Source organism: Pseudomonas yamanorum (genome assembly GCF_013386765.1).
Lineage (GTDB): Bacteria > Pseudomonadota > Gammaproteobacteria > Pseudomonadales > Pseudomonadaceae > Aquipseudomonas > Aquipseudomonas yamanorum_A.
Window position 1 is genome coordinate 15359 of the sequence record NZ_JACARE010000010.1, and the last position, 25939, is coordinate 41297.

Annotated in this window: 19 protein-coding genes; 8 read left to right on the forward strand and 11 right to left on the reverse strand. The window is 62.0% G+C overall.

The genetic code is table 11. The annotated features are described in order from the left end of the window. Positions 1-19: 19 nt before the first annotated feature. The 3 genes from HX875_RS06060 to HX875_RS06070 all read left to right on the forward strand — a co-directional run bounded on the left by HX875_RS06060 (position 20) and on the right by HX875_RS06070 (position 5956). Positions 20-4735 (forward strand): hemagglutinin repeat-containing protein, encoded by a 4716-nt coding sequence (locus HX875_RS06060; RefSeq protein WP_177042441.1) that lies wholly within the window; start codon positions 20-22, stop codon positions 4733-4735. A 139-nt stretch (positions 4736-4874) separates the two neighbouring features. Next, positions 4875-5585 (forward strand): histidine phosphatase family protein, encoded by a 711-nt coding sequence (locus HX875_RS06065; RefSeq protein ID WP_177042442.1) that lies wholly within the window; start codon positions 4875-4877, stop codon positions 5583-5585. 56 nt (positions 5586-5641) lie between these two features. Then, the gene (locus tag HX875_RS06070) at positions 5642-5956 is read left to right on the forward strand and encodes an SCP2 sterol-binding domain-containing protein (RefSeq protein ID WP_177042443.1); all 315 of its coding nucleotides are present in this window, start codon (positions 5642-5644) and stop codon (positions 5954-5956) included. A gap of 149 nt (positions 5957-6105) precedes the next feature. Here HX875_RS06070 and HX875_RS06075 read toward each other — a convergent pair whose 3' ends face one another. Then, positions 6106-8742: an MGH1-like glycoside hydrolase domain-containing protein gene (locus HX875_RS06075; RefSeq protein ID WP_177042444.1), complete on the reverse strand. Its 2637-nt coding sequence runs from the start codon at positions 8740-8742 to the stop codon at positions 6106-6108. A gap of 195 nt (positions 8743-8937) precedes the next feature. On the opposite strand from HX875_RS06075, the gene hglS reads away from it, so the two are divergent. After that, the gene (hglS, locus tag HX875_RS06080) at positions 8938-10305 is read left to right on the forward strand and encodes a 2-oxoadipate dioxygenase/decarboxylase HglS (protein ID WP_177042445.1); all 1368 of its coding nucleotides are present in this window, start codon (positions 8938-8940) and stop codon (positions 10303-10305) included. Positions 10306-10429: 124 nt separating this feature from the next. Here the strand turns inward: hglS and HX875_RS06085 are convergent, their stop codons facing one another. Further along, entirely contained in the window at positions 10430-10669 is a 240-nt protein-coding gene (locus HX875_RS06085; protein WP_177042446.1) for a DUF465 domain-containing protein, read from the reverse strand. A 189-nt stretch (positions 10670-10858) separates the two neighbouring features. Between HX875_RS06085 and tkt the strand changes: the two genes are divergently transcribed. Together tkt and HX875_RS06095 are read left to right on the forward strand one after the other, a co-directional pair. Beyond that, entirely contained in the window at positions 10859-12925 is a 2067-nt protein-coding gene (tkt, locus tag HX875_RS06090) for a transketolase (protein ID WP_177042447.1), read from the forward strand. A gap of 107 nt (positions 12926-13032) precedes the next feature. Continuing rightward, positions 13033-14274: a hypothetical protein gene (locus HX875_RS06095; RefSeq protein ID WP_177042448.1), complete on the forward strand. Its 1242-nt coding sequence runs from the start codon at positions 13033-13035 to the stop codon at positions 14272-14274. Here the strand turns inward: HX875_RS06095 and HX875_RS06100 are convergent, their stop codons facing one another. From HX875_RS06100 to gcvA, 3 genes are all read right to left on the reverse strand, one after another. Continuing rightward, positions 14275-15036 carry an SDR family oxidoreductase gene (locus HX875_RS06100; protein ID WP_177042449.1) on the reverse strand — a complete coding sequence of 254 codons (762 nt, stop codon included), beginning with the start codon at positions 15034-15036 and terminating at the stop codon, positions 14275-14277. It abuts the gene before it with no gap. A 40-nt stretch (positions 15037-15076) separates the two neighbouring features. Next, positions 15077-15904, reverse strand: coding sequence for a DMT family transporter (locus tag HX875_RS06105; RefSeq protein ID WP_177042450.1), 828 nt, complete (start codon positions 15902-15904; stop codon positions 15077-15079). A 75-nt stretch (positions 15905-15979) separates the two neighbouring features. After that, on the reverse strand, positions 15980-16885 hold the full coding sequence (gcvA, locus tag HX875_RS06110; RefSeq protein ID WP_177042451.1) for a transcriptional regulator GcvA: 906 nt from the start codon (positions 16883-16885) through the stop codon (positions 15980-15982). 335 nt (positions 16886-17220) lie between these two features. Here gcvA and HX875_RS06115 point away from each other — a divergent pair, with 335 nt between their 5' ends. Together HX875_RS06115 and HX875_RS06120 are read left to right on the forward strand one after the other, a co-directional pair. Next, positions 17221-18030, forward strand: coding sequence for a glycosyltransferase (locus HX875_RS06115; RefSeq protein ID WP_177042718.1), 810 nt, complete (start codon positions 17221-17223; stop codon positions 18028-18030). An 81-nt stretch (positions 18031-18111) separates the two neighbouring features. Beyond that, the gene (locus tag HX875_RS06120) at positions 18112-18915 is read left to right on the forward strand and encodes a 2OG-Fe(II) oxygenase (protein WP_177042452.1); all 804 of its coding nucleotides are present in this window, start codon (positions 18112-18114) and stop codon (positions 18913-18915) included. A 42-nt stretch (positions 18916-18957) separates the two neighbouring features. Here HX875_RS06120 and HX875_RS06125 read toward each other — a convergent pair whose 3' ends face one another. The 6 genes from HX875_RS06125 to HX875_RS06150 form a co-directional block, all read right to left on the reverse strand. After that, positions 18958-21015, reverse strand: coding sequence for a methyl-accepting chemotaxis protein (locus HX875_RS06125; protein WP_177042453.1), 2058 nt, complete (start codon positions 21013-21015; stop codon positions 18958-18960). Positions 21016-21326: 311 nt separating this feature from the next. Continuing rightward, a complete protein-coding gene (gene argE / locus HX875_RS06130; protein ID WP_177042454.1) occupies positions 21327-22511 on the reverse strand; it encodes an acetylornithine deacetylase in 1185 nt (394 codons plus the stop codon). After that, on the reverse strand, positions 22508-23185 hold the full coding sequence (locus HX875_RS06135; RefSeq protein ID WP_177042455.1) for a DUF1028 domain-containing protein: 678 nt from the start codon (positions 23183-23185) through the stop codon (positions 22508-22510). Before HX875_RS06135 ends, argE begins: the two co-directional genes overlap by 4 nt. A 27-nt stretch (positions 23186-23212) precedes the next feature. Beyond that, positions 23213-23944, reverse strand: a complete 732-nt coding sequence (locus HX875_RS06140) for a class II aldolase and adducin N-terminal domain-containing protein (RefSeq protein ID WP_177042456.1) — start codon at positions 23942-23944, stop codon at positions 23213-23215. A gap of 249 nt (positions 23945-24193) precedes the next feature. Further along, positions 24194-25027 carry an ABC transporter substrate-binding protein gene (locus HX875_RS06145; protein WP_177042457.1) on the reverse strand — a complete coding sequence of 278 codons (834 nt, stop codon included), beginning with the start codon at positions 25025-25027 and terminating at the stop codon, positions 24194-24196. 28 nt (positions 25028-25055) lie between these two features. Next, positions 25056-25928, reverse strand: coding sequence for a phytanoyl-CoA dioxygenase family protein (locus HX875_RS06150; RefSeq protein ID WP_177042458.1), 873 nt, complete (start codon positions 25926-25928; stop codon positions 25056-25058). Positions 25929-25939: the final 11 nt, after the last annotated feature.

The window sequence follows — 25939 nt, forward strand, 5'->3', positions numbered from 1 at the left end:
ACAATCACAAGGTTTCGTCATGAAAAGAACTGCGCACCTCCCCCCTTCCGCCCTCAAACCCTGCCAGACCTTGCGCTGGATGATCGGCAGCCTGGTATTTATCCACTACCTGCAGCCCGCCATCGCAGCCGACGGAGCAATCGTCATGATGACCATGCAGGCTGCGCCGAGCCTGGTCCCGGCGCCCGGCGGCGCCACCGTGTCCTCCAACCAAGGCGTGCCGGTGATCAACATCGTGGCCCCCAATTCGGCGGGCCTTTCCCATAACCAGTTCCTGAACTATGACGTCGAGCGCCAAGGCCTGGTGCTGAACAACTCCACGCTGGCCGGGCAGTCGCAACTGGCCGGGCAACTGGGCGCCAACCCGCAGTTCAATGGCCGCGACGCCAGCCTGATTCTCAACGAAGTGATCAGCCGCAACAGCTCAAGCATCAATGGCCCACAGGAGATCTTCGGCCGGGCCGCCGACTATGTGCTGGCCAACCCCAACGGCATCAACGTCAACGGCGCCAGCTTCATCAATACGCCGCGCGCCACGTTTGTGGTGGGTAGCCCTGAGTTGGAAAACGGGCGCCTTGCACGGCTTTCGACCCTCGACGCCAGCGCCGGGTTGACGGTCGGCGATCTGGGAGTGAGCAACATGGGCGGCGCCATCGCGCTGATCGCCCCGCGCATCGACACCACCGGCAGCGCAGACGCGCGGGGCGACCTGGAGGTGATCATGGGCCTGAATCAGGTGGCGTACGAAGACTTGCGGATCGAGCAGACCCGCCAGCCCGGCAGGCCGACGGTGGATGCGCAATTGTTCGGCGCGATGCAGGCCGGACGGATCAATATCATCAGCACGGCCGACGGGGTTGGGGTCAAGGTGGCGGCGCCGTTGCTGGCCATGGGCGACCTCAAGGTCGCCTCCGCCGGCAACCTGGAGATGACCGGCAGCACGTTCACCAACTCGCTCGTCGCCAACCGCAACGTACTGAACAGCGACAACGGCGATGTGCAGTTGCACGCCAAGGACGACCTGGTGCTCAAGGCCTCCGACGTCAATGGCCGCAACATCGATGCCAGCGCCGGGGGTGACGTGCGCCTTGACGCGCTGACCAGCTCGCGCACGACCGAAAAGCAGGAAGACTGGAGCAAGAAAGTCCTGTTCATCACCACCGAAACCTACGACAAAAAAAACACCGAGACCCGTCTCCAGCAACAGGGTAGCCATCTCAAGGCCAGCGGCAACCTGACCCTCAAGGCCGGTCAAGACATCGACCTCAAGGCCTCCACCGCGAGTGCCGACGGCACTTTGCAGGCCAAGGCCGGCAAGGACCTGCGCCTGACCGCGCTGAACGACGCCACGCAAACCCGCGAAACCGTCAAACACCGCAAAAACCTCTGGCGCGGCGATTACGACACCACCGAAACAATCGAAACCGCTCGCAGCAGCGCCCTCGTCAGCGGCGGCGCCATGACCCTGGCCAGCGGCGAGAACCTGCACGTGCTCGGCAGCCAGGTGCAAAGCCAGGGCGACTTGACGGTCGACGCCGGGGGCAAAGTCGAAATCGGCACCACCCGCGTGATCCAGGAACGCCTGGAAAAAAACTACAAAGGCGACCTGCTCTCCGGGGCGTTTTTCGGGCAGAACGCCCAGGACGATCAAAGCCAGGACCTGGTGGTCGGCAGCCAGGTCGACAGCAACGGCACCCTGAGGATCAGCTCCGAAAACGTGGTCATCAGTGGCAGCCAGGTACTGGGCCGCAAGGATGCGCTGCTGATCAGCCAAAGCGGCGCCCTGAGCATCGACGGTGCGCAGAACCTGATCAGCTCGGACAAATCCGCCACCGACAGCAAACTGTTCGGCCTGCTCAAGGACCAGACCCGCGAGCGCAAGAACACCACCACTCAGGTGCGCAGCCAGGTGCAATCCCAAAGCAACCTGCGCCTGCAAAGCGCCAGTGACGTGAACGTGATCGGCTCCGACGTGGCGGCACAAGGTCGGCTGGAACTGGAGGCCGCCGGCGACATCAACCTGCTGGCGGGGAAAAACACCGAAAAAACCGTCACCGAGACAGACCGGCACGGGTTCTCTGCGTCAGCCGGCGAAACCAAGGAAGCCGCGCCCGGCGTCAAAGGGTCGGAGCAATACCAGGCCGGCGTCAACTACAACCAGCAGCAAACCACCACCACCGTGGACACACTCACCCACGAAGGCAGCCAGCTCAGTGGCGCCAGTGTGGATATCAACGCCGGCAACAATCTGCTGGTCAAGGCTTCCGACGTGACGGCCACCGAGGGTGACTTGAACCTCACGGGCCAATCCATCGAGTTGCTCAGCGAGGCGGATAAAAGCCTGCTGGTCGTCGAGGAAGACAGCCTCAGCCTGGGCCAGTTCTACACCGGCGGCATGGACCGCGCAGGCGGTGGCTGGCAGGTCGACAAGGATAAGGAAGTGACGACCACCGACATCACCAAGGTTCAATCGAGCCAGTTGAACGCTGCCGGCAATATCAATGTGAACGCCGGCGATGGCCAGGGCCAGATCATCACCGAGGCGGTCAAGGTCAAGGCCGACGGCGAGCTTAATATCAGCGCCGGCAGCCTGGAGAACCGCGCGGTTTACGACAGCGTGGTCGAGACCCGGGAAGTCGAGCACTGGAGCGCAAGCCTCGGCGCCAATATCGAATACAAGGACGTGACCCGGCCGATCAAGAAAGTGGTCGACGGAATCGACCAGACCAAGGTCTACCAGCCGTCGGTACTGGATGCGCTGGACCCGCCCAACGCCGGGCTCGACCTGGCCGTCAGCGTACGGGACAGCCGCGCCGAGTCTGGCTCTACCACGGCCGTGGTGAGTGAGTTCGAAGGGGGTTCGGTGAAGGTGCAGGTCGACGGCGCACTGACCGACACCGGCACCCGCTACGTGGCCACCGACGGCCTGCTTTCAATTACCGCTGACAGCCATGACTTTGCAGCCGCCGAGAACACCACCTTCAGCCGCGACAAGGGCACGGATGTCGATACCGCGCTGCGGGCGTATACCACCACCGGCAGCGACATCAACGCGCGTATCCTCGGTGCGGGCGGCCGCTTCGACCTGCGACAGGCCACCGGCACCGCCGTACCCGGCAGCCTGGAAGGCAAATACGGCATCCAGGTGCAACTGGGTACTGACGGTCGCTATGAAAGCACCCGGTTTGACGCCGGAAAAGGTGACCTGAAGATCCGCACGCCCGGCTCCCTGAGTTTTACCGAAGCCCGCGACTGGCAAACCAGCAACGAAACCACTCTGGGCGGATTTGGCTGGGTGGAAGCCGGTACCAGCCCCGACACCCTGAAAAAAGCCAACGCCGGCGGCCAGCTCGACAAGGCCTGGCTGGACGTCGAAGACACTCAAGGCCGCAGTGCCAGCCTGTTCGCCGAAGGGGTGACCGAGATCGTCGCCGGGCAGGACCTGACGCTGCAGGGCACGCAAATCGACAGCAACGGCGATGTGCGGCTCAAGGCCGGTGGCGACGTTGAATTCCTCGCCGGCGTCGATACCTACTCGGCCCGAGGCGGCAACCTGGGCGGCGGCGGGCGTGTAAGCGTCAAGGCCACCCAAAGCGACACCGCCAGCGGCGGCAATGGTGCATTCGGCCTCCAGGGCAGCGTGGGCAGCATCGATGAGCGCAGCACCCTGCAACGGGGCGGCAGCGTCGACAGCCGCGGTACGGTGCAAATCGAGGGCCGCAACGTGCAGCTGCAAGGGGTGCAAGGCAACGCCCAGGCGTTCGAGCTGGCCGCCACCGACGGCAATCTGATCCTGGAGTCCGCCGTTTCCGACGAGCAGCGCAATAACAAAGCCCTGTCCGCCGGGCTGGGTGCCAGCCTCGCCCGTAGCTCGGACTCGTCCAATAACGGCTCGGGCCTGTTCGCGCGGGTGAAAGGCGGCATCGACCAACTCGACAGCCAGACCCACGACAACACGCGCCTGCGGGCCGACCGGGTACAACTCGACAGCCGTGGCGACACGCGCTTGCTGGGCGCCACCGTCACGGCCGGCGAGGTCAGTGGCCGGATCGGCGGTGACCTGCGGGTGGAAAGCCGGCAAGACCAGGTCCGGGGGTTGACGTTGAATGTGGATGCACAACTGGCCACCGAAAAAAATCCGTCTGGCGGCATCGATAAGGCCAGCGTTGCCGCCGGCCCGATTGGTGGCAGCGTGAAAGACAAAAGCAAAAAACTCTACGAAAAGGCCGGCGACAAAACCCAGGCGCTCAAGGATAAATTGCTGGCCAGAAGTACTGGCAGCCCGGGCACCTCCCGTGACCGCTTCAAGGACCTGCTGTTCCAGAACCCTGAAAACCGCGATGTCACCCCGACCTTGCTGGCGGACTTCAGCCGTACCCGCAACAACACCGTGGCCGAGGCCTCCGGCATCCAGGGTCGTGACGGCGTGAATCTGCAGGTGGCGGGCGGTGTCGACTTGCTCGGCGCGCGGATCGGCGCCAGCAACGGCGCCGTGGACCTGGGCGGCGCGGCGGTTACCGGCAAGGACTTGAGTGGCCGCGACCAACGTACGGACCTGGGCCTCAATGCCTCCTCGTCCCCGTTGCTGCTGGGCCTTGCACTGCGCGATGCGTACACCGACGCCCGCGACCCGCAAAGCCTGGCCGACGAGCAGTTCGATACCGGCCTGCTACGCGCCGGCGGACACGACCAGAGCCAGTTGCTGACCAGCGGGGTTGATCAAAAAGGCCGCTGACAACGGCGCACGAGCAAGGCCGCCCCGGCGCCGGGGCGGCCTTCCAACGAGCTTTTAAAACAAGCGTATGTTTTTTCATTGACAGCTTCCCGGCATCCTCATAACCTCGCCAGACTTTCAACGTACCGGGAAAACGGACGTGGGCAGCATCTACCTGATTCGACATGGCCAGGCCTCCTTCGGTGCAGACGACTACGACGTGCTGTCGCCCGTCGGCGTGCAACAGGCGCAAGTGCTGGGCAGCCACCTGGCAGAACTGGGCCTGAGCTTCGACCGTTGCGTGTCCGGCGACCTGCGTCGCCAGCAGCACACGGCCACCGCCGCCTTCGAACAGTACAGCGCCCTTGGCCTGCCGGTACCGCCGCTGGAAATCGACAGCGCGTTCAACGAATTCGATGCCGAGGCAATCATTCGCGCCCTGCTCCCGGACTTGCTGCACAGCGAACCCGAAGCCCTGCACATCCTGCGCAACGCCGCGCAAAACCGTGGCGAGTTCCAGCGCATCTTTTCCCTGATTGTCGAACGCTGGTTGGCCGGCACCTACGACCCGCCGGGCCTGGAAAGCTGGCTGGGGTTTGTCGAACGGGTCCAGGGCGGCCTGCAACGCCTGCTCGAAACCGCCGATAACAGTCACAAGATCGCCGTGTTCACCTCCGGCGGCACCATCACTGCCCTGCTCCATCTGATTACCCGGATGCCTGCCGCGCAGGCCTTCGAACTGAACTGGCAAATTGTTAACACCTCGCTCAACCAGCTGAAATTCCGTGGTCGCGAGGTGGCACTGGCTTCCTTCAACAGTCATACCCACTTGCAACTGTTGAAGGCGCCGCAGCTCATCACCTTCCGATGAATTGCGGCCAACCGTGACCCCAAGGTCACTGGACTCACCATAAAAGGATCGAAACCATGACTGACGTAGCTAAAGCCGTAGAAGCAATGAAAGCCAAATTCAACCCAGCCGCTGCCGACGGCCTGGACCTGGTGTTCGGTTTCCGTATCGACGACACCAAGAACTTCTCGCTGGTGGTGAAAAACAACACCTGCGAACTGCTGGAAGGCGAAAACCCTGACGCCCAGGTCACCCTGGTGATGGACGCCAAAACCATGGAAGGCATCGTCGACGGTTCCACCGATGGCATGCAGGCATTCATGGGCGGCAAACTGCGCACTGAAGGCGACATGATGCTGGCGATGAAATTGAGCGAGCTGTTCCCGGCCTGATCAGGGTAACTCTGGCCAGACCAGGTGAGTTTGTGTGGGAGCCGGGCTTGCCCGCGATAGCATCACCTCGGTGCAACTGATTCACCGAGGCGTCTGCATCGCAGGCAAGCCAGCTCCCACATAAGCCCCACATTTTGATCGTGTTGTTTTCAGGTTTTTGGCTGCAACAACAGCGCCACCAACGCACTCCACCCCGTCTGGTGCGACGCCCCCAACCCACGCCCGGTCTCACCATGAAAGTACTCATGGAACAACACCAGGTCGCGACTCGCCGGGTCCGCCTCCAACTGCGCATACCCCACCATCGACGGCCTTGAACCGTTTTCATCTCGCAGAAACAAGCGGGTAAGGCGCTGGCTGAGACCGTCTGCAACCTCCTCCAGCGACGCCAGGTACCCACTCCCCGCCGGATACTCCACCGAGAAATTGTCGGCGTAGTAGCGATGAAACTCCCGTAGCGACTCAATCAGCATGTAATTGACCGGCATCCACAACGGCCCGCGCCAATTGGAGTTGCCGCCGTACAGTCGTGAGTCAGACTCCGCCGGCTCATAGCGGGCGCACAGGGTGTTGCCATTCATCTTCAGCGCCAGCGGTTCCTCGGCAAAGGCCTTGGATAGCGAGCGTACGCCAAACGTGGAGAGAAACTCGGACTCATCCAGCATGCGCCGCAACAAGTCCTTGGTCCGCTCGCCCCGCAACAACGCCAGCAACAGGCGATTGCCCTGCCCCGGCTCGTTCCAGCGCGACACCAGCTTGGCCAGGTCCGGCCGGTGCTTCATAAAACCCAACAGACGCTCGCGCAGCCCCTCCAGGCCTTCATGCTCGCGCTGCTCCAGCACCAGCACCGCAAACAGCGGCATCAGCCCGACGATGGAGCGCAGCCGCACCGGCTCACTTTCACCCCCGGGCCGGTGCAGCACGTCGTAGAAAAACTGGTCCTGCTCATCCCACAGGCCTTCTTCGCCGTTGTCCACGCGGTTAATCGCGCCGGCGATGTACAGGAAGTGCTCGAAGAACTTCACCGCAATGTCCACGTACACCACGTTGCGCTTGGCCAACTCCAGGCCAATGCGCATCAGGTCCAGGGCATACGCGGCCACCCACGCCGTACCGTCCGCCTGGTCCAGCTGGTAACCCGGCGGCAGATCGGCCGAGCGGTCGAACAGCGCGATGTTATCCAGCCCCAGGAACCCGCCCTGGAACAGGTTGCGACCCTCGGCGTCCTTGCGGTTGACCCACCAGGAAAAATTCAGCAGCAGCTTGTGGAAGATCCGTTCGAGGAAATCCATATCGCCCACGCCGTTCAGCGCTTTGTCCTGCTGGTACACCCGCCAACTGGCCCAGGCGTGTACCGGCGGGTTCGCGTCGTCGAAACGCCACTCGTAGGCCGGCAACTGGCCGTTGGGGTGCATGAAGCGGTCCTTCACCAACAACAGCAGTTGCTGCTTGGCGAAACCCGGATCGATCAGGGCAAAGGCCACTGCCTGGAAACCCTGGTCCCACGAGGCGTACCACGGGTATTCCCAGGTGTCGGGCATTGAAAGAATGTCGAAATTCGACAGGTGCCGCCAATGGGTATTGCGAATATGCAGGCGCTCGGGAGGCGGCGCGGGCTGGGCCGGGTCGCCGTCGAGCCATTGGTTGACGTCGAAGTAATACAGCTGCTTGGACCACAGCAACCCGGCCAGGGCCTGGCGCTGCACATTACGCGCGTCCTCATCGGCGATGCCCTGTTGCAGGGCCGCATAGAAGTCATCTGCTTCCTGGCGGCGCGCCTCGAACAGCTTGCGCGCGTTGGTCCAGGGCGCGTCCGCCGGGGCGAAACGCAGGTACAGGGTTTTGCTTTGCAGGCCCGCCAACTCCAGGATGAAACGGGCGGCGACCTTGGTCCCCGAATCCCGGCGGATCGCGGTGGGCGCGCCGGTGGTGACGTAGTCGTTGATCCCGTCCTTGAACGGCCCGGGCCCAGGCAGCCCGTCCAGCCTGGGGTAGTTGGTTTCGTTCTCGCAGAACAGCCACTCCACCCCGTCCTGGCCCCAGGCACTCAGATGACGATCAGACAATTCATGATGCCGCGCCAGCACCTGCTCACCCTCCAGGCGCAACTCGGGCTTGGGCGCGTCCGCGGTCCAGCTCCAATCGTTGCGCGCCCACAGGTGGGGCAACACCTGCAAGCGCGTGGGCTGGTCGGATCGGTTATGCACGGTGATGCGCATGAACACGTCATCGGGCTGGTGCTTGGCGTATTCGACGGTGACATCGCAATAGCGGTTATCTTCGAACACCCCGGTATCGAGGATTTCGTATTCAGCGTCACCCAGGCCGCGCCGGGCGTTCTCGGTAATCAGGTCGTCGTAGGGAAAGGCCGCGTGGGGGTATTTGTAGAGCATGCGCATGTAGGCATGGCTCGGCACGCCATCGACGAAAAAGTACAGTTCCTTGACGTCTTCGCCGTGGTTGCCCTCGGCGTTGTTCAGGCCGAACAGGCGCTCCTTGATGATTGCGTCGTGCTCGTTCCACAGCGCCAGGCCCAGGCACCAGCGCTGGGCCTTGTCGCTGAAGCCCGCCAGGCCATCCTCGCCCCAGCGGTAGGCGCGGCTGCGGGCATGTTCGTGGGGGAAGTAGCGCCAGGCGTCGCCGTCGGCGCTGTAGTCTTCGCGCACCGTGCCCCATTGCCGCTCGCTCAGGTAGGGGCCCCAGTCACGCCAGCGCTCGGCGTCGTCCCTGGCCAGGCGCTGGCCTTCAATCGTTTCCAGAATGTTCGTCGCAGGCTGTGCCGTCATCGAGTCTTCCGTCGCGTTCCGAGGTGACGGCCAGTGTAGAGCCCTTCGGCGATGAGATGCACGTGAAGCTGACTACATGCAGCTCATTCATTTGCAGAATGAAGTCCAGAGGAATCTTCGTTTGCAAGGCGCCGGCAGGCCCAACAAAATCAGGCAACCGTGCTTTTTACCTCTGTAGCCGCCAGGAATTTTTCTATGCCCACCGTCCGCCCTGTCAGCCCTGACGAGATTCGCAAAGGCTTCTCCAAGGCCATGTCCGACATGTACCGCGATGAAGTGCCGCTGTACGGCGCACTGATGGAACTGGTGGCCGAGACCAACGCCCGCGTACTGGAAACCGACCCCGGGCTGGCGCACCAACTGCAGCGCACCGGGGAAATCCAGCGCCTGGACATGGAGCGCCACGGCGCCATCCGCCTGGGCACCGCCGAAGAGTTGGCGACCATCAGCCGCCTGTTTGCGGTGATGGGCATGCAGCCGGTGGGCTATTACGACCTCACGCCGGCCGGGGTTCCGGTGCATTCCACGGCCTTTCGTGCCGTGCATGAAAGCGCGCTGCAAGCCAGCCCGTTCCGGGTGTTCACCTCCCTGCTGCGCCTGGAACTGATCGAAAACCCTGAACTGCGAGCCTTCGCCCAGTCGGCCCTGGCCAAGCGTTCGATCTTCACCCCGCGCGCCCTTGAGCTGATCCAGCAGGCGCAAGCCGATGGCGGCCTCGACGCGGCCCATGCCGAAGAGTTTATCCAGCAGGCCCTGGAAACCTTCCGCTGGCACCACACCGCCACCGTCACCGCCGCGCAATACCAGCAACTGAGCGACCAGCACCGGTTGATCGCCGACGTCGTGGCGTTCAAGGGCCCGCACATCAACCACCTGACGCCGCGCACCCTGGACATCGACCAGGTGCAGGCCGCGATGCCCGGCAAAGGCATCACCCCCAAGGCCGTGATCGAAGGCCCGCCCCGCCGCCAGTGCCCGATCCTGCTGCGCCAGACCAGTTTCAAGGCCCTCGACGAGGCCATCGCCTTTACCGACGCCCAGGGCAGCCACAGCGCGCGCTTCGGCGAAATAGAACAACGCGGCGTGGCGCTCACTCCCAAGGGGCGCGCGCTGTATGACCAACTGCTGAATGCCGCGCGGGATCAACTGGGGGCGTTTCCAAATGAAGCCAACGCCGGGCGCTACACCGAACTGATGGAGCAGCACTTCCAGGCGTTCCCCGATAATTACCGGCAGATGCGTGAACAGGAACTGGCGTACTTCCGCTATTTCGTGACCGAGAAAGGTTTGGCCGCCCAGCACAAGGCCGCGACGCTGGACGAGCTGATCGCCGCCGGCCACGTGGACGTGGAGCCGTTGGTGTATGAAGATTTTCTGCCGGTGAGTGCGGCGGGGATTTTCCAGTCGAACCTGGGGGATGCCGCGCAGAGTCACTACGCCGCCAACGCCAACCAGGCCGAGTTCGAAAAGGCCCTGGGCCGATCGACGATCGATGAGTTGAAGTTGTACGGGGAAACCCAGCAGCGCTCGATTGACGAATGCACCCGCGCGCTGCTGGCTTGAAAAGAGAGTTCGCCCGGCCACAGCGCATTCCATGCGCCGTCTAAGAGCCCCAGTGCCGGGCGAACGGTTGGCATGATAGGCAGCGCCAAGGTCGCTGTCTTTCAGACAATTCTGAACAAATCTTCTACCTGGCCGCCGCTTTCTCCAGTTGCTCGACGATCTTGTCCTTGATCAACAGGCGTTTCTTCTTCAGCTTTTCCAACTCGTCGTCGCTGCCACTGGAGGACTCAAGCTCCAGTACCTCCTTGTCAGCACTGTCGTACTGGTGGAGCAGCGAATCCAGGTAGTTGTCGCCCGCCCTGCGCTGTTGAATGTCTTCCTTGGTGAAAGTCAGGTCCTGATACAGGTCGTGTTTCACTGGCATGGAGTACCTCCGCAAGTTGATCAATGACTGAGTGCACCTTGAAGCTAGCCCATCTGGCGGGCTCTTGTCATGTTTGAGATCAACCTGTCGCGTTTGAGTCCCCGTTCGTCGCTGGGCAGACGATTTCATAAAACCTTTGGCCCACCCTGGCCTCCACTGTAGATCGTCACCCGATGGAGAACAGGTTCCATGAATCACGCTGCCAACGCTGTCGACACCCAGTGCATCAACACCATTCGCACCCTGGCCATGGACGCCGTGCAAAAGGCCAACTCCGGCCACCCCGGCACGCCCATGGGCCTGGCGCCCGTCGGCTACACCCTGTGGAGCCGCTTCCTGCGGTATCACCCCGAGCACCCCGACTGGCCCAACCGCGACCGTTTCGTGTTGTCGGTAGGCCATGCGTCGATGCTGTTGTATTCGCTGCTGCACCTGGCGGGCGTGGTGGAGATTGACGCACACGGTAAGCGCTCCGGCCAGCCGGCCATCAGCCTGGACGACATCAAGCAGTTCCGGCAGATGAGTTCGAAAACCCCCGGCCACCCCGAATACCGCATGACCACCGGCGTGGAAACCACCACCGGGCCACTCGGCCAGGGCTGCGCCAACAGCGTCGGCATGGCGATGGCCGAGCGTTGGCTGGCCAAGCGTTTCAACCATGACGACCAGGTGCTGTTCGACTACAACGTGTACACCCTGTGCGGCGACGGCGACATGATGGAAGGCATCAGCAGCGAGGCCGCCTCCATTGCCGGGCACTTGAAGCTGGATAACCTGTGCTGGATCTACGACAACAACACCATCAGCATCGAAGGCCACACCGAACTGGCCTTCAGCGAAGACGTGATCAAGCGTTTCCAGGCCTACGGCTGGCACACCCTGCACGTCACCGATGCGAATAACCTGCTGGCCCTGAGCGATGCCCTGAGCACGTTTCAGAAAAACACCGGGGCACCGACCCTGATCGTGGTCGACAGCGTGATTGGCTACGGCTCGCCCCACAAGCACAACACCGCTTCGGCCCATGGCGAACCCTTGGGCGAAGAAGAAATCCGCCTGACCAAAGCCGCCTACGGCTGGCCCGAAGACTCAAGCTTCCTGGTGCCGGATGAGGCGCGCACGGTCCTGCGGGATGCGCTGCTGGCGCGCAGCAAGCCGCTGTATGAACAATGGACGCAAACCCTGTCCCACCTGGAACAGTACGAGCCGGAACTGGCCGATGAACTGCGGCGCATGCGCGCGGGTGAAATGCCCGAGCATTGGCAGGACCCATTGCCAAGCTTTGCCAGCGATGCCAAGGGTGTCGCCAGCCGCGCAGCCGGTGGTGAGGTGTTGAACGCGTTTGCCCAACAGATCCCGTGGTTGCTGGGGGGCTCGGCCGATTTGTCGCCGTCCACCAAGACCAACCTGACCTTCGACGGCGCCGGGCGTTTCAGCGCCGAGAACTATGGCGGGCGCAACCTGCACTTCGGCATTCGTGAACATGCCATGGGCGCGATTGCCAACGGCATGGCGCTGTCGTACCTGCGGCCCTACACCTCGACGTTCCTGGTGTTCAGCGACTACATGAAGCCGCCGATTCGCCTCGCGGCGATCATGGAGTTGCCGGTGGTGTTCGTGTTTACCCACGACTCGATTGGCGTCGGCGAAGACGGCCCCACCCACCAGCCCATCGAACACCTGACCCAACTGCGGGCCACGCCGGGCTTGCTGACCCTGCGCCCGGGCGACGCGAATGAAACCCTGGAAGCCTGGAAAATCGCCCTGGCCCAGACCCATCGGCCGACGTGTGTGGTGCTGTCGCGGCAAAACCTGCCGACCCTGGACCGCACGAAATACGCCGCCGCCTCGGGCACGTCCCGTGGTGCCTATGTGCTGGCCGGCGCCGAAAATCCCCAGGTGATCCTGATGGCCACCGGCAGTGAGGTCAGCCTGGCGGTGCAGGCCTATGAGCAACTGAAGGCCGAGGGCGTGGCGGCGCAGGTGGTGTCGATGCCGAGTTGGGAACTGTTCGAAGAACAGGACCAGGCCTACCGCGACAGCGTACTGCCGCCCACGGTGAAAGCCCGGTTGGTGGTGGAACAGGCAGGCCCCCTGGGCTGGGATCGCTACGTGGGGCAGACCGGGGCGAAAGTGGTGATGAACAGCTTTGGCGCCTCGGCTCCGCTGTCCAAGTTGCAGGCCAAGTTCGGCTTTACCCTGGAGAACGTGGTGAAGCTGGCGAAAGAGCAGGTCAAGCTCAACGCCACGGGCTAGGCACAGGCACGAGGCGATGAAGGATCAGTAGAGGTAAGCACGCATGTTCTGGATAATGGCTGCCGCGTGACCGCACGCCCAGCCAAACGATACGGAAATCTTGCCCGATGAAATTGCTGCCCCTTCTCGCCTCTGCCCTGCTGCTTCCGTCAATTGCCCATGCAGGCGATGCCGCACTGGACGACACCCTCAAGGCCTTCAGCCGGTGTGACGCCAGCTTCTTCTCAAGCCTCAAGGCCCACAGCGATGCGTGGAAAGCCTATGCGCCGCTGCAGCAGGACAAGGATACTGCGTGGATTACCGTAGCCAACCGTGCCAGCCGTTCCGGTAACACGGTGGCCCTGCGTAACCTGCCCCCTGTCGCCGGGATGAAACTGCTGTCCTATTTCGACGAGAGCACCGACCTCGGCAACGTGGGCTACTACTTCTACTGGGGTTTCATGGTCGATGGCAGTCCGGACGACGTAGCCAAACGCCTCGGCCCGCTGCTTGAAAAACCCGCCCTTCTGAAGAAAATCGACACGGCTTACGTGCGCAGTGAACTGCGGTTTCGCGACAACTGGGTGAGCATCGAGCCGATGCCGGGCAGCGCCCCTGGCAAGTCGCGGGTAGAGCGCGTATTGCTGCTGGAACCGGAAGGCGCACAAACCCGCCTGAGCTGCTCGGTGCAAGGCGCCGTCGACGCTGCGCTGCTGGTGCAATTGCGCCCGGACATCCCGCCGGCCGAGTACCCGCAAACTCGCCTGGAGATAGCGATTGGCGATGTCCCCGTGCCGCAGGAACTGCTGAAGAAACTCGACTCGCCCCTGCTGGCGCCAAAATTCAAATCGTTGACCTACACCTACACGACACAACCGGTGGGAGCCACCAAGCGGGACTCGAAGTCGGTGGAGTACAAGGTCGAGAATGGCCTGCTGAACAAAACAGAGAACTACAGCAGCTTCCGGGTCGAACGGGTGACCAAGGCCGACCTGATCCAGCTGAAGGCGAAAATGATCGGCCTCGGCGATGACAGCGTGCTGCAAACCAGTGAAATGGAATTCAAGGCACCCCAAAGCTGGAGCCCGGGCCAGACCCTCAGTGCACGCCTGCTCATGAAGCATGTGCCGGCCAAGCCCGGCGACGAGCCCTTCAAGACTCAACTGGAATGCACCGTGGGCGAACGCATGCCTGCCCGCCAGGTATTCGCCTCGCTGCCGGGGGATGCCATCAAGCTTGCGTGTGTCCAGGGCGAAATCCGCACATCCCAGGCCTTTGTAGAAGACCTGGGCCTCGCCATTACACTGGAGTCAACGTCCGGTGCCGACCATGACGTGTACGAAATCACCGCCCTGGAGGTGGTGCGCTGATCACTTGCCGCCGGTGACATCCAGGAAGGTGCCCGTGATGAAGGATGCCTCGGCGCCGGCCAGCCACAGGATCGCCCGCGCCACTTCTTCGGGCTGACCGCCCCGGCCCATGGGGATCGAATCCTTCACGCGGTCAACCCGCCCCGGCTCCCCGCCGCTGGCGTGAATATCGGTGTAGATATGCCCGGGACGAATACAGTTGACGCGTATTCCCTCCCGGGCGACTTCCTTGGCAAACCCGATGGTAAAGGTCTCAAGCGCACCCTTCGACGCCGCGTAGTCGACGTATTCATTGGGGCTTCCGAGCCGGGCCGAGGCCGACGAAAGATTGATCACCGAGCCGCCGCGCCCCTCGTGACGGAACGACATACGCTTCACCGCTTGTTGGGCACACAGCATCGGCCCGATGGCGTTCACCGCAAAAATCCGCTGCATCCGCTCGAACGCCAGGTCCTCTACCCGGGACTGCAAGGCGTTGATCCCGGCGTTGTTGACCAGCACATCGATGCGGCCGAATGCCCGGTCGATCGCGGCGAACAGTTGAATGACCTGCTGCGGGTCGGCGCTGTCGGCGCGCACGGCCAACCCCCGGCGCCCCACCGCCTCGACATCCGCCACCACCCCGAGGGCAGCAGCCTCATCGGAAACGAAGCTGATCGCCACGTCATAACCTTGTGCGGCGGCCAGCCGCGCGGTGGCGGCACCTACGCCACGACTTCCACCCGTTATCAGAATCAGCGGTGCCTGCGAGACGGTATCCATTGAGCGAACCTTCATGTGGTGGGGAAAGCGTTACCTGGCCTCAGCCGATAAGGAAGGTGCCGGTGGCAATCACCACGCACGCCAGTACCTTTCGAACCGTCAATGTCTCGCCCAGGAAGAAATAACCGATCAGCGCCGCAAACAACACGCTGGTTTCACGCAGTGCCGACACCGCGCCCATGGGCGCGCCGGCCATGGCGTAGATGATGATTCCGTAGGCCAGGAGCGACACCAGCCCACCGGCGAAGGCCGTGAAAAACCCGGGCCGCAGGCTGAACAGACTTTTCGGCCCGCGCAGGCCGATATACACCGCCGGCATCAACACGCCCCACAAGGCGCACATCCACACGGTGTAGGCCATCGGGGCACCCGACAGGCGTGCGCCAATCCCATCCGTCACGCTGTAAGCGGCAATGAAACACCCGGTGCCCAAGGCGTAAGGCAGGCTGGGAACGGCCAGCCGGCGGCCCCTGAACGCCAGGGAAATGATGCCGCCCGACACCAGCGCAATGCCCAGCAGTGAGCTGGCGGAAACGCTCTCCCCGGCAAACACCGCGGCCCCAAGGGTGATCAGCACCGGCGAGGAGCCACGTGAAATCGGATAGGTTTGCCCCAGGTCGCCCACCTTGTAGCTGCGCACCAGGAACAGGTTATAGCCAACGTGCAGCACCGCCGACAGCACCACATAAAACCAGCTGGCCGGCGCCGGCGGCTCCAGGAACACCGCAACTGCGGCGCTGGCGATGGCCACCGCCAGGCACATGACCGTCATCGACCAGAGCCGGTCGGCGCCGCCACGCAGCAGCGCGTTCCAACTGGCATGCAGTAAGGCAGCGAAGAGAACCAGGAGAATGATGTGATAAGGCATGCGCCGATCTTAAGCAAAGTGGCGCGTTAAATGTAACAAAGTCTCCTCATTCAACAATGAGCATTTCCTCATGCTTCATTCGTACGCCAACCCGGCGTTCACCGCCTCCTGCATCAGCCATTCACGAAAGCTGACGATGTGTGGCCGGGACTCGATGCCCTTGGGGCAGACAAAGTAATAGGCCACCGGCGACGGAAACGGCACATCGAACAACTTGACCAGGCTGCCGTCCCGGAGCTCCGATTCCACATGCCCACTGCGCGCCAACGCAATGCCCTGGCCGAGCAATGCGGCCTCGATCGTCATGTTGGTATCCGCAAACCTGACGCTCTCCTTGAGCGGCGAAATCCCCAGCCCGACGTGCTGGAACCAGACTTCCCATTTCGGCACCAGGTCCGCGCCGTCCCGCGTCAACAAGGGATAGCGCAGCAGTTCCGCGGGCGTGCGCGGCATGCCAAAACGGTTTAACAAGTCAGGACTGGCCACCGGGAAAATCTGCTCCCGGAAGAGAAACTCCGAGTACAGGGCCGGGTAATTGCCATTGCCGAAGCGAATCGCCACATCCGCCTCCGCACTTGAGAAGTTGATGGCTTTGTCGCTGGAATCCAGCGTGACCAGTATTTCAGGATGCCGCTGGGCCAGGCTCGGCAACCGTGGCAGCAGCCATTTCAGCGCGAAGGAATAAGTGGTGCTGACCTTGAGCCGAACCCGGCCCTTCTGCTCTCGCAGGTCTGCGAGTGTGGTCTCAAGGTTCATGAAGAACTCGCGCACGATCGGCGCCAGGGCCGCCCCGGCAGGCGTCAGGCTGAGGGACTTGCCCCGCTGGAACAGCTGCAATCCCCAGAGTGCTTCGAGATGCTTGAGCTGATGGCTGACGGCACTTTGGGTGACATGCAGCTCTTGCGAGGCCGAGGTAAAGGTGGCGTGCCGCGTCGCAACTTCAAAGGCACGCAATGTCGAGGTGGGTGGCAGGTCTTTCATGGCATCGCATCACCGCTTATGAACAGATGCTCATGATAGAACATCTATCCATTATACGGTTGCCCTACAGCCCGCATAAAAACCAAGATTTTATCCACTGCATTTTCATACTTATTTCACATTCACTTATTTATAAAGCGGGCCTAAATAACGCAGCCCGTTCCACAGTTGTTAATTGAGTATCTAAATATGTCAGGCGCGACACAATCAGCAACAATTACATACATAGCCACACGTCATTTTCACGCCAATTGCTTTGTTAAAAATGAAACTCAAGGACAACTAAGAACAAGGATTTTTTACCCTCATACACACCCACTCTGAGTACGTGAATGATGAGTGAATCCGATATACCCAGCGAACTCCCAATGCCATTCAGCATAGTGCTTGTCAATTATAAAACGCCTGAAATCACCAAGATCTGCCTGGAGCTATTGCACCAGCATATTGACCCCCGCCGCACGCCTGTCTGGGTGGTCGACAACTATTCAGGCGATGAAAGCACCGAGTATTTGCGAACACTTGACTGGATCAACTTGATCGAGCGGACCACTTCCGAGCCCGAGCCGGGCCATATCGCCCATGGCAAAGCACTGGATAAGGTGCTGGAGCGCGTTGACACTGATTACTTATTGCTGATTCACACGGACACCTTCATTTTCGACAAGAACGTTTTTCCGATGATGCTGAACAAGTGCATCAACTATCCAGACGTCGCGGCAGTGGGTTGTGTAGAGCAACTCAATCGCGGCCCCACCAGAACGTTCTGGCGTTTCAGCTCGCGCCTGTTCAAGCATTATTTCCGACGCCTGAAAATTGCCCTGGGGCTACGTTCAAGAGAACCCAAGCCCTACCGGGAACTCTACCTGAAGAGCTTTTGCACCTTATGGAATTGCAAGCTGATCAAACAACATGGCCTGCACTTTTCAATGGATGACCGCGTGCCCGGCTATACACTTCAAGATCGCATGACTGCACTCGGCTACAGCGTTGAAATGCTGCCGCCGCGCAAAATCTTCAGTTACCTGGATCATATCCAGGCCGGGACCGTTTCGGCGGCGGGTGGCTATGGCGCGACCCACAGGCGAACCAGGATGTATAACAACATCCTCAGGCGCCTTAACAAGGACGCCCTTGGTGCCTAGGCTTCGGCAACACGCAACCGGGGCCAGTCCGAGCGTGATCGAAGGCCTTCACAGCGCTTTATTTTCAGAATCGGAGCGGTAATGGCACCTATCACCCAAACGCTACCCATGACCCTTTCTCCAGCGCTCGACTTCGATCAGAAGGCGGCCAGCGAGCTAGGTACGTCATTGAGCAGTCTGTATGTGCAGGCCACGCCGTTTGCGCACATCGTCATCGATGATTTCCTGCAGGACGAGCTGATCGCGAGCATTTGCTCGCACTTCCCCGTTGAGCCAACCCATAACGAAACGCTGTATGAGCGCGGCTATAAAGGCCAGCGCAAACGTCAAATCAGCCCGAACGAATGTGATCCCTATTTAAAATCGGTGTTCAACGCTTTCAACTCGGCGCCCATGTTGCAGTTTCTGGAACATCTCACGGGCATCGACGGCTTGATACCCGACCCCTACTTCACCGGTGGCGGGCTGCATGAAACAAAAAGCGGCGGCTATCTGGGCGTGCACTCCGACTTCAGGCTCAACAAGAAACTCAATATTGAGCGCAGGCTGAATATCATCATTTACCTGAATGAAAACTGGCAGGAGGCCTATGGCGGCAACCTGGAGCTTTGGGATGCCGGGATGAAAACCTGCCTCAAGAAAGTGCTACCCGTGTACAACCGTTGTGTCATTTTCAATACAGACAAAGACAGCAATCACGGACACCCAGAACCGTTGACCACGCCGGAACACATCACGCGCAAATCCATAGCGCTGTATTACTACACTGCCTCGGCCGGGGCGATCGACCCGGCACAAAGAAACAAAACCCACTACAAACCCCGGCCAAAAGACCGTCTAAGCCTCAAGTACTACATCAACAAGCTTCTCAAGAAGAAAAACTAGCCAGGGTCGGCCTGGGTCGGGTATCCCCGACCTCCTGCCCCATCAACCCAACCGAAACCGCGCGGTGTTGTCACTCAACGCGCGGCTGCCTTTGCTCAAGGTGTCTGCGGCCTGGTTCACCGCCCGCGCGCCATCCAGCAAGCGCCCTGCGGCCTGGTCCACCTGCTGGATATTGCCGCTTACCTCGTCCGCCGTTGCCGCTTGCTCCTCCACCGCCGTGGCAATCTGCGCCAGGGTGTCGGTGACACTCTGCACTGCGCTGGCGATCTCGCCCAAGCGATGGCCCAGGCCGGTGACGGACTCGGCGTCGGTCACCGCCTGCTCACAGGCCGCGCCCATCAGCGTGACTGCCTGGCTCACTGTCGAGCGCAGGCTGTCCACCGTCCCGGCGATCTGCGCCGTGGAGGCCTGGGTGCGTTGTGACAGGCTGCGCACTTCATCGGCCACCACCGCAAAACCCCGGCCCTGCTCGCCAGCCCGTGCGGCCTCGATGGCAGCGTTAAGCGCCAGCAAGTTAGTCTGCTCGGCAATCCCGCGAATGGTGTCGACCACCGACTGGATCTGCTGGCCCTGCTGGCTGACCCGCTCCAGTGCGTCGGAGGTGTCGCTCAAGCGCTGGTTGAGCTGTTGAATACTGGCGGTGGTGCGCTGGCTGTCGCGGCTGCTGTCCTCGGCGATCTGCCGGGTTTTCTGCGCGCTGCCGGAAGCCTGCTCGCAGCTTCTGGCGACGCCCATGGAGGTGGCAGCCAACTGCGTGGCGGCCGCGGCGATCTGGCTGATTTGCTGTTGCTGGTCTTCCACTTCGGTCAGCGTGCTGCCCGATTGCGAATTCAGCGTCAGCACCGCAGAGCCCAACTGCTGCGTCTCGTGGTTGACGCCCAACAGGCTTGCGCGCAATTGCACCACGGCCACGTTGAGCGCAGTGCTGATCGCCGCCAGTTCGTCGCGCCCTTCCACCGCCACCTCCACGCACAAATTGCCGTCACGCAAGGATTCGGCCAGGGTGGTGATGCCGCTGGCACTGCGGCGGATCGACGCCTGCAGGCACACGAACAGGTACAGGGCCGCCAACGCCAACACGCTGAACGTCACCGCCACCGGGATGAATTGCTTGAGGGAGCTGTCGCGGTAGTAACTAAGACGCGCATCCAGCGAGGTCAGCGACTGGTTACGCAGCGCCCCCAGGGTGCCGAGCATGCCATCCACACTGCGTTCGAAGGCGCTGGTGTCGAGCTTGATGGTGCCGCCGAACACGCCGTCGTCCAGGGCTTTGAGCTCGCTGTCCAGGCGTTGCAGGCTGTCGTCGTATTGCGCGATCCAGGGTTGCAGCCCCGGGTATTGTTTGGCCTTCAGCGATGCAGCGGCCTTGACCAACTGGTCCCGGGCATCGCCGATGCGCCCGCGCAGGTCGCGCATCTGCAAACGGCTTTGCAGGGTGAACTGGCCCGACGCGATGGAGGACTGGCCGACGCTTGCCATGCGCCCGATGCGTTCGATCAGGTCGGGGGTCTGCTGGGTGGAGATCTGCATCAACAGGTAGGTTTCAAGCCACGGGTCGAGGATCAAACCGGCGTCCATGGTGATCTGTTCCCGCAGGGTTTGCATCGCGCTCAGGGCAGAGGTGAAGCGGTCGTAACCGTCCGGCCACCAGCCCACGGTACGCAGGGCCTGGGAGTCCATGCCAGTGACCGAGGCCTGCAACGCTTCGAAGCGCGCAACGGTGTCTGCGCTGGCGTTCTGGGCTTTCAGGGCCTCGCCCAGGGCCTGCACGCTTTGCAGGATCAGCGGGAAATTGCTGTCCACTGCGGTCATCGCGGCTTTGGCGGCGGGTGTCTGATCGTGGAGGATGTCGGCAGCTTTCCAGCGCGCTGCCAGGTTGCGCTGGGCAGTGAGCTGGGCGTCCAGGGCATCCAGGGCCAGCAGTTCGCGCACGCCGGATTGCTCGTTTGAAATGACCGTCAGCTTGGTGCGGTACTCCTGCGCGATCATCCACAAGCTGCCCGCCAGGGGCAGCATGAACAGAAAAAACAGGATCTGGAACTTGCGCGCAAATCCGAAACGTCCGAGCAGGCGGATTCCCGGCGACAAGAGGCTTTGCATGTCCGACTACTCCTAGAACCACTCGCCTGAGCGGCGAATCAAGCTTTGAAATGACTGACGGCAAAATGCCATGTCATTGATTAAGCTGGCTCAAGCAAGAAACGGACCGCCGGGCAAAGGCCGCAGATCAGACGGGGCATCGCTGAACAATCTGCGAGGTGTGCGCGAAAATGGGGCAAAAGCACTCAGCAGCGGTGGCAGAACGGTAACCCTCTGTGGCGAGGGAGCTTGCTCCCGCTGGGGTGCGTAGCAGCCCCAAAATCCTGGGAGCGCTGCGCACTCCAGCGGGAGCAAGCTCCCTCGCCACAGGGTTAGTGTTTGCTGGGCAGGTGGGGTGAGTCAGATGACTGGCTCACAAACGCCAGCACCTGCTCCAGCATCCGGTCACAGGCCTCAAGCTGCGCAACGCTGATGAATTCATCAGGCTTGTGCCCCTGGTCCATGCTGCCCGGTCCGCATACCACGGTGGGAATCCCCGCCTGATCAAACAACCCGCCTTCGCTGCCGAACGCCACCGTGCCGTATTCCCGGGAGCCACAGAAACCGGCGACCCACTCGGCCGCCTGGCTTTGCGCCGCGGTCGACAACCCCGGGTAACTCGACAGCTCGCTGAAGTGAATCGCGCACTGCGCACTCACGGCCTGCATCGCGGGCAATAAAGTGTGCTCGGCATAACCGCGCAGCCGGTCCGCGACCTGCCAGGGATCCTGCGCCGGCAGCGAGCGCACTTCAAAATCGAAACTGCAGTGCTGCGGCACGATATTCAGCGCCTTGCCACCCGCAATCATGCCGGTCTGCACCGTGGAAAACGGCGGATCAAAACTCCGGTCGTGGTGTTGCGGCGCCTTGAGTTCTTCACCGAGCCGGCCCAGTTCGATGATCAATTGCGCAGCATATTCGATGGCGTTCACCCCCGACGGCGCATACGCCGAATGGCACGCCGCGCCGTGCACCTCGCAGCGCATCGCCAACTTGCCCTTGTGGCCCAGCACCGGCTTGAGTTCGGTGGGTTCGCCGATCACGCACAGCAACGGTTTGACCGGGTTGGCGTGGAAGGCTTCGATCAGCGAACGCACGCCCAGGCAGCCCACCTCTTCATCGTAAGACAGCGCGATATGCACCGGCATGCGCAGCGGTGCCTGTACCAGCGCCGGCACGCTGGCCAGCACACAGGCGATGTAGCCTTTCATGTCGGCGGTGCCACGGCCGTACAACTTGCCGTCCTTCTCGGTCAGCTCGAACGGCGCAACGCTCCAGCGCTGGCCGTCCACGGGCACCACGTCGGTGTGGCCCGACAGCACGATGCCCGGCACGTCCGCCGGGCCGATGGTCGCCAACAGATTGGCCTTGCTCTTTTGCTCGTTGAACAACAACTCGCAGCTCACGCCGTGGTGCTGCAGGTAGTTGCGCACGAAGTCGATCAGTGCCAGGTTGGATTCGCGGCTGGTGGTGTCGAAGCTGACCAGTTGCGCCAGCAGCTCGCGGCTGCGGTTCATCGCACATCCCCCGGCACGCCGTAACCCGGGGCGTTTTGCGGGTTGATGGCGCGGTCGATGTAGTCCTGCATTTGCCCGCGATAGGCCTGCCAGAGTTGCTCGAGTGCGCCGATCGGGTCTGCGTCGGCCCAGTCCACCCGCAGGTTGACGATGGGCCACAGGTGATCGCCGACCACCACCAGCGCGGCCGAATGCACCGGCCCCGCCTCGCCGCCCCCGGCCACACCCGCCTGCATGGCGGCGAGCAGTCGGTCGGCGAGGTGCCCTGGCGCGTCTTCAAAGGCGCGCACCATGGCCTCGATCACGCCGGTATTGGCCAGCATATTTCCCGCGGCCACGCACTGCTCACCGCTGACCGCATGATGAATGCCCAGGGTGTGTACGCCGCTGAAATGCGCGGTTTTGCCGGCACTGTCAATGGCGGTCACCTGGCGATACTCACTGTGGCTTTGCGGGGTCAGCACCGCAGCCAGTGCATCACCGGGTGCCATGCCTTCAGCCAGCAGGTCCAGGGCTTGCGGGCCGAGCGCCGGCAAGGTGATGTTCTGCGACGCCACCGCACCCACGCCCGGGCGCAACCAGGGGCAACGGGCGCCCACGGCAATGCTCGACGAGCTGATAGCGATACCCAGCTGGCCGGTTTCGGCACAGCGGGCGACAACCGAAAAGGTCATGGGGAATCCTGCCTCTGAGGGGTCAAGTCAATCGAGCAACGAAGGGTCCGCGTCAATCATCAGTTGCTTCATTTCTTCAAAATGCCGTTGCGAGAAATCCGTGATGCCTTCCCAGCCCCGTGCAGTTTTTTCCGCCACCTCGTCAGACAGCACCCGCAGCGGTTGGCCGGTGGACCACGCCGTGACGAGTATCTGGCAGGCGCGCTCCAGGGTCCAGATATCGTCGAATGCCTCGCCGATGGAGGTGGCCGTGACCATCACCCCATGGTTGCCCATCAGCAAGCGGCTCTTGCCGTCCAGCAACCCGGCCAGGCGCTCGCCCTCGGCCTCGGTGTCGGCCATGCCGCCGTACAGTTCATCCACCGCCACGCGATTGAAATAGCGCGCGGTGTTCTGGTCGATCGGCGGGACATGCGGCCTGGCCAGGCAGGCGACGGCCGTGGTGTACACCGGGTGCAGGTGCAGCACGGCGCGGGTTTGTGGCAACAACCGGTGGATCTGCCCGTGGATCGACCAGGCGGTGGCGTCCACGTCCGGGTGATCGGCGCCGCAGGCGTCGTCGGCGTTCAACAGCAGCAGGTCACTGGCGCGGATGCGCGAGAAGTGCTTCCACTTCGGGTTGAGCAGAAACTGTTTGCCGTCGGCCGACACCGCCGCGCTGAAATGGTTGGCCACTGCCTCGTGCATGCCCAGGTGCGCAACGATGCGGAAGGTGGCGGCCAGGTCGATGCGGGTTTGCTCTTCAAGTGATAACGCCATATTGCTTTCTCCGCAGGGCGATTAGATGGCGAGGGGTTTATTGTGGTGAGGGAGCTTGCTGTGGCGAGGGAGCTTGCTCCCGCTGGACTGCGCAGCAGTCCCATTCGCTTGGATAACGCGAGGGGGCCGCTTCGCGGCCCAGCGGGAGCAAGCTCCCTCGCCACAGCAAGCCCCTTCACCGCAAGCTCCCTCTCCACAAGCTCCCTCGCCACAGGTTCGGTGCGTACTTTTAAGTGAGCACTCTTGTGATCAGGACTTCGGCATCAGCTCGGCGATGTCGGCATCGGTGGGCGCCTGGAAGTTGTATTTCTTGAGCAAGGCCGCGTATTCAGGGGTTGCGCTGAATTTCTTGATGCCTTCGATCAAGGCATTTTTGACCTCGTCATTGCCTTTCTTCACGCCAAAACCGTTCAGCACCGGGTAGATCAGGGTCTCGGAAGAAATCACCACGCGCCCGCCAAGTTTTTCCACCGCACCACGGGCCACCGCGGCGTCGGTGATCTGTGCTTCAACCGCATGGGCCAGCAACGCCTGGGTGGTTTGCGGGTCGGTGCTGTACTCGCTGATCGCGATCGGCTTCAGGCCTTTCTTCACGCAGTACTCATCCGACAGTTTGTGCATCTGCGCCAGCCAGGACGTGGCGCCCATGGAGCCGATCTTGTGGCCGCAGAACTCTTCCGGGGTCTTGGGCTGGAAGTCGCTGCCCTTGAGGGTGAGGATCGATTCACCGCTTTTGAGGTAGGGAATCATGTCGATGACTTTGACGCGCTCAGCGGTGATGTACATCGACGAGTTGGTCACGTCGAAGCGCCCGGCCTGCAAGCCGGTGATCAGGTTGGGGAAGCGCGTGTCGAGGGTTTCGACGGTGCGGCCCATGGTCTTGGCCAGGCCGTCCATGAACTCGATATCGAAGCCGGCGGGCTTGTTGTTGTCCATGTATTCATAGGGGAAGAAGGTCACGTCGGAACCGGCGACAATTTTCCCGTCTTTCTGGAAAGCCGCAGCCGCCAACGACGTCATTGCAACCGCAGCGCCCAGCAGGCACACGGCAATTGGGCGAGCAATCATGTGAAACGCTGTCATGGTAATTCCCTGCAAGGTGAGAAGAAGGTTAGGCAGTGACTGAGTCCTGGCCGGCCTGTTGCACAAAGAAAGAGGCGCCACGGGGCTTCTGCGGCAAGCGCAGGTGGTTTTCCGTGGAACGCACCAGGCCACTTTCTTCACCGGCCACCATCAGGCCGGCGTGTGCACTGGGCAGCGGGTTTTCGCCGAATGGCAGCGCGTCTTCAGCGGCGTAGACGCTGATGAACAGGGTGCGCGGCAGTTCGGTCTCGTTAGGGCTTGAAGCATGCAAAAGACGGGTGTGCATGAAGCACACGGAACCGGCCGGGCCATAACAGGCCACCGGGTTGCGGCACAGGTCGTCAACCACCGTGTCTTCCACCGAGCCGGTGAAACGCTGCTCGTGCCAGTGGGACCACAGCGGCCCTTTGTGGCTGCCGGGGATCACATTCAGCGGGCCATTTTGCGGCGTGACTTCGCTGACCATCAGCAAGGCCGTGACGATGTCGTCGTTGCTGTGGGGCGTGAACAGAAAGTCCTGGTGCCACTTCACCTGCGTGGCGGTGTGGGGCAATTTCGAGTTGATCTTGCTGTGATGAAAGCGCGCGCCGCCGCCCCCGATCAGTTGCGCGGAGATCGCCGCCATCCGCGATTGCAGCGCCACGCGCTGGTACGCCGGCGAAATTTCGGTGGGCGAACTTACCCGGCGCAACGAAGGATGATCCGGGCGATGGTCGCCTTCCAGGTCGAACCGCGCACGGCCATCCACCGTTTCACCAAAGCCCTGGTCGTGACTGCGGCTGTCTTCTACCCACTGGTCGAAGTCATGCTGCAACGCGGCCACTTCTTCAGGCGACAGCACGTCTTGCACCACCAGAAAACCGTCCCGGTGAAACTGTTCAATTTGCGCTTGCTCGATCATGTTGTTGCTCT

Excerpts from the sequence above, each read along its gene's own strand:
- HX875_RS06060 (WP_177042441.1), top strand. The coding sequence starts at position 20 with ATGAAAAGAACTGCGCACCTCCCCCCTTCCGCCCTCAAACCCTGCCAG.
- HX875_RS06070 (WP_177042443.1), top strand. The coding sequence starts at position 5,642 with ATGACTGACGTAGCTAAAGCCGTAGAAGCAATGAAAGCCAAATTCAAC.
- HX875_RS06075 (WP_177042444.1), bottom strand. The coding sequence starts at position 8,742 with ATGACGGCACAGCCTGCGACGAACATTCTGGAAACGATTGAAGGCCAG.
- hglS (WP_177042445.1), top strand. The coding sequence starts at position 8,938 with ATGCCCACCGTCCGCCCTGTCAGCCCTGACGAGATTCGCAAAGGCTTC.
- HX875_RS06085 (WP_177042446.1), bottom strand. The coding sequence starts at position 10,669 with ATGCCAGTGAAACACGACCTGTATCAGGACCTGACTTTCACCAAGGAA.
- tkt (WP_177042447.1), top strand. The coding sequence starts at position 10,859 with ATGAATCACGCTGCCAACGCTGTCGACACCCAGTGCATCAACACCATT.
- HX875_RS06095 (WP_177042448.1), top strand. The coding sequence starts at position 13,033 with ATGAAATTGCTGCCCCTTCTCGCCTCTGCCCTGCTGCTTCCGTCAATT.
- HX875_RS06100 (WP_177042449.1), bottom strand. The coding sequence starts at position 15,036 with ATGGATACCGTCTCGCAGGCACCGCTGATTCTGATAACGGGTGGAAGT.
- HX875_RS06105 (WP_177042450.1), bottom strand. The coding sequence starts at position 15,904 with ATGCCTTATCACATCATTCTCCTGGTTCTCTTCGCTGCCTTACTGCAT.
- gcvA (WP_177042451.1), bottom strand. The coding sequence starts at position 16,885 with ATGAAAGACCTGCCACCCACCTCGACATTGCGTGCCTTTGAAGTTGCG.
- HX875_RS06115 (WP_177042718.1), top strand. The coding sequence starts at position 17,221 with ATGAGTGAATCCGATATACCCAGCGAACTCCCAATGCCATTCAGCATA.
- HX875_RS06120 (WP_177042452.1), top strand. The coding sequence starts at position 18,112 with ATGGCACCTATCACCCAAACGCTACCCATGACCCTTTCTCCAGCGCTC.
- HX875_RS06125 (WP_177042453.1), bottom strand. The coding sequence starts at position 21,015 with ATGCAAAGCCTCTTGTCGCCGGGAATCCGCCTGCTCGGACGTTTCGGA.
- argE (WP_177042454.1), bottom strand. The coding sequence starts at position 22,511 with ATGAACCGCAGCCGCGAGCTGCTGGCGCAACTGGTCAGCTTCGACACC.
- HX875_RS06135 (WP_177042455.1), bottom strand. The coding sequence starts at position 23,185 with ATGACCTTTTCGGTTGTCGCCCGCTGTGCCGAAACCGGCCAGCTGGGT.
- HX875_RS06140 (WP_177042456.1), bottom strand. The coding sequence starts at position 23,944 with ATGGCGTTATCACTTGAAGAGCAAACCCGCATCGACCTGGCCGCCACC.
- HX875_RS06145 (WP_177042457.1), bottom strand. The coding sequence starts at position 25,027 with ATGACAGCGTTTCACATGATTGCTCGCCCAATTGCCGTGTGCCTGCTG.
- HX875_RS06150 (WP_177042458.1), bottom strand. The coding sequence starts at position 25,928 with ATGATCGAGCAAGCGCAAATTGAACAGTTTCACCGGGACGGTTTTCTG.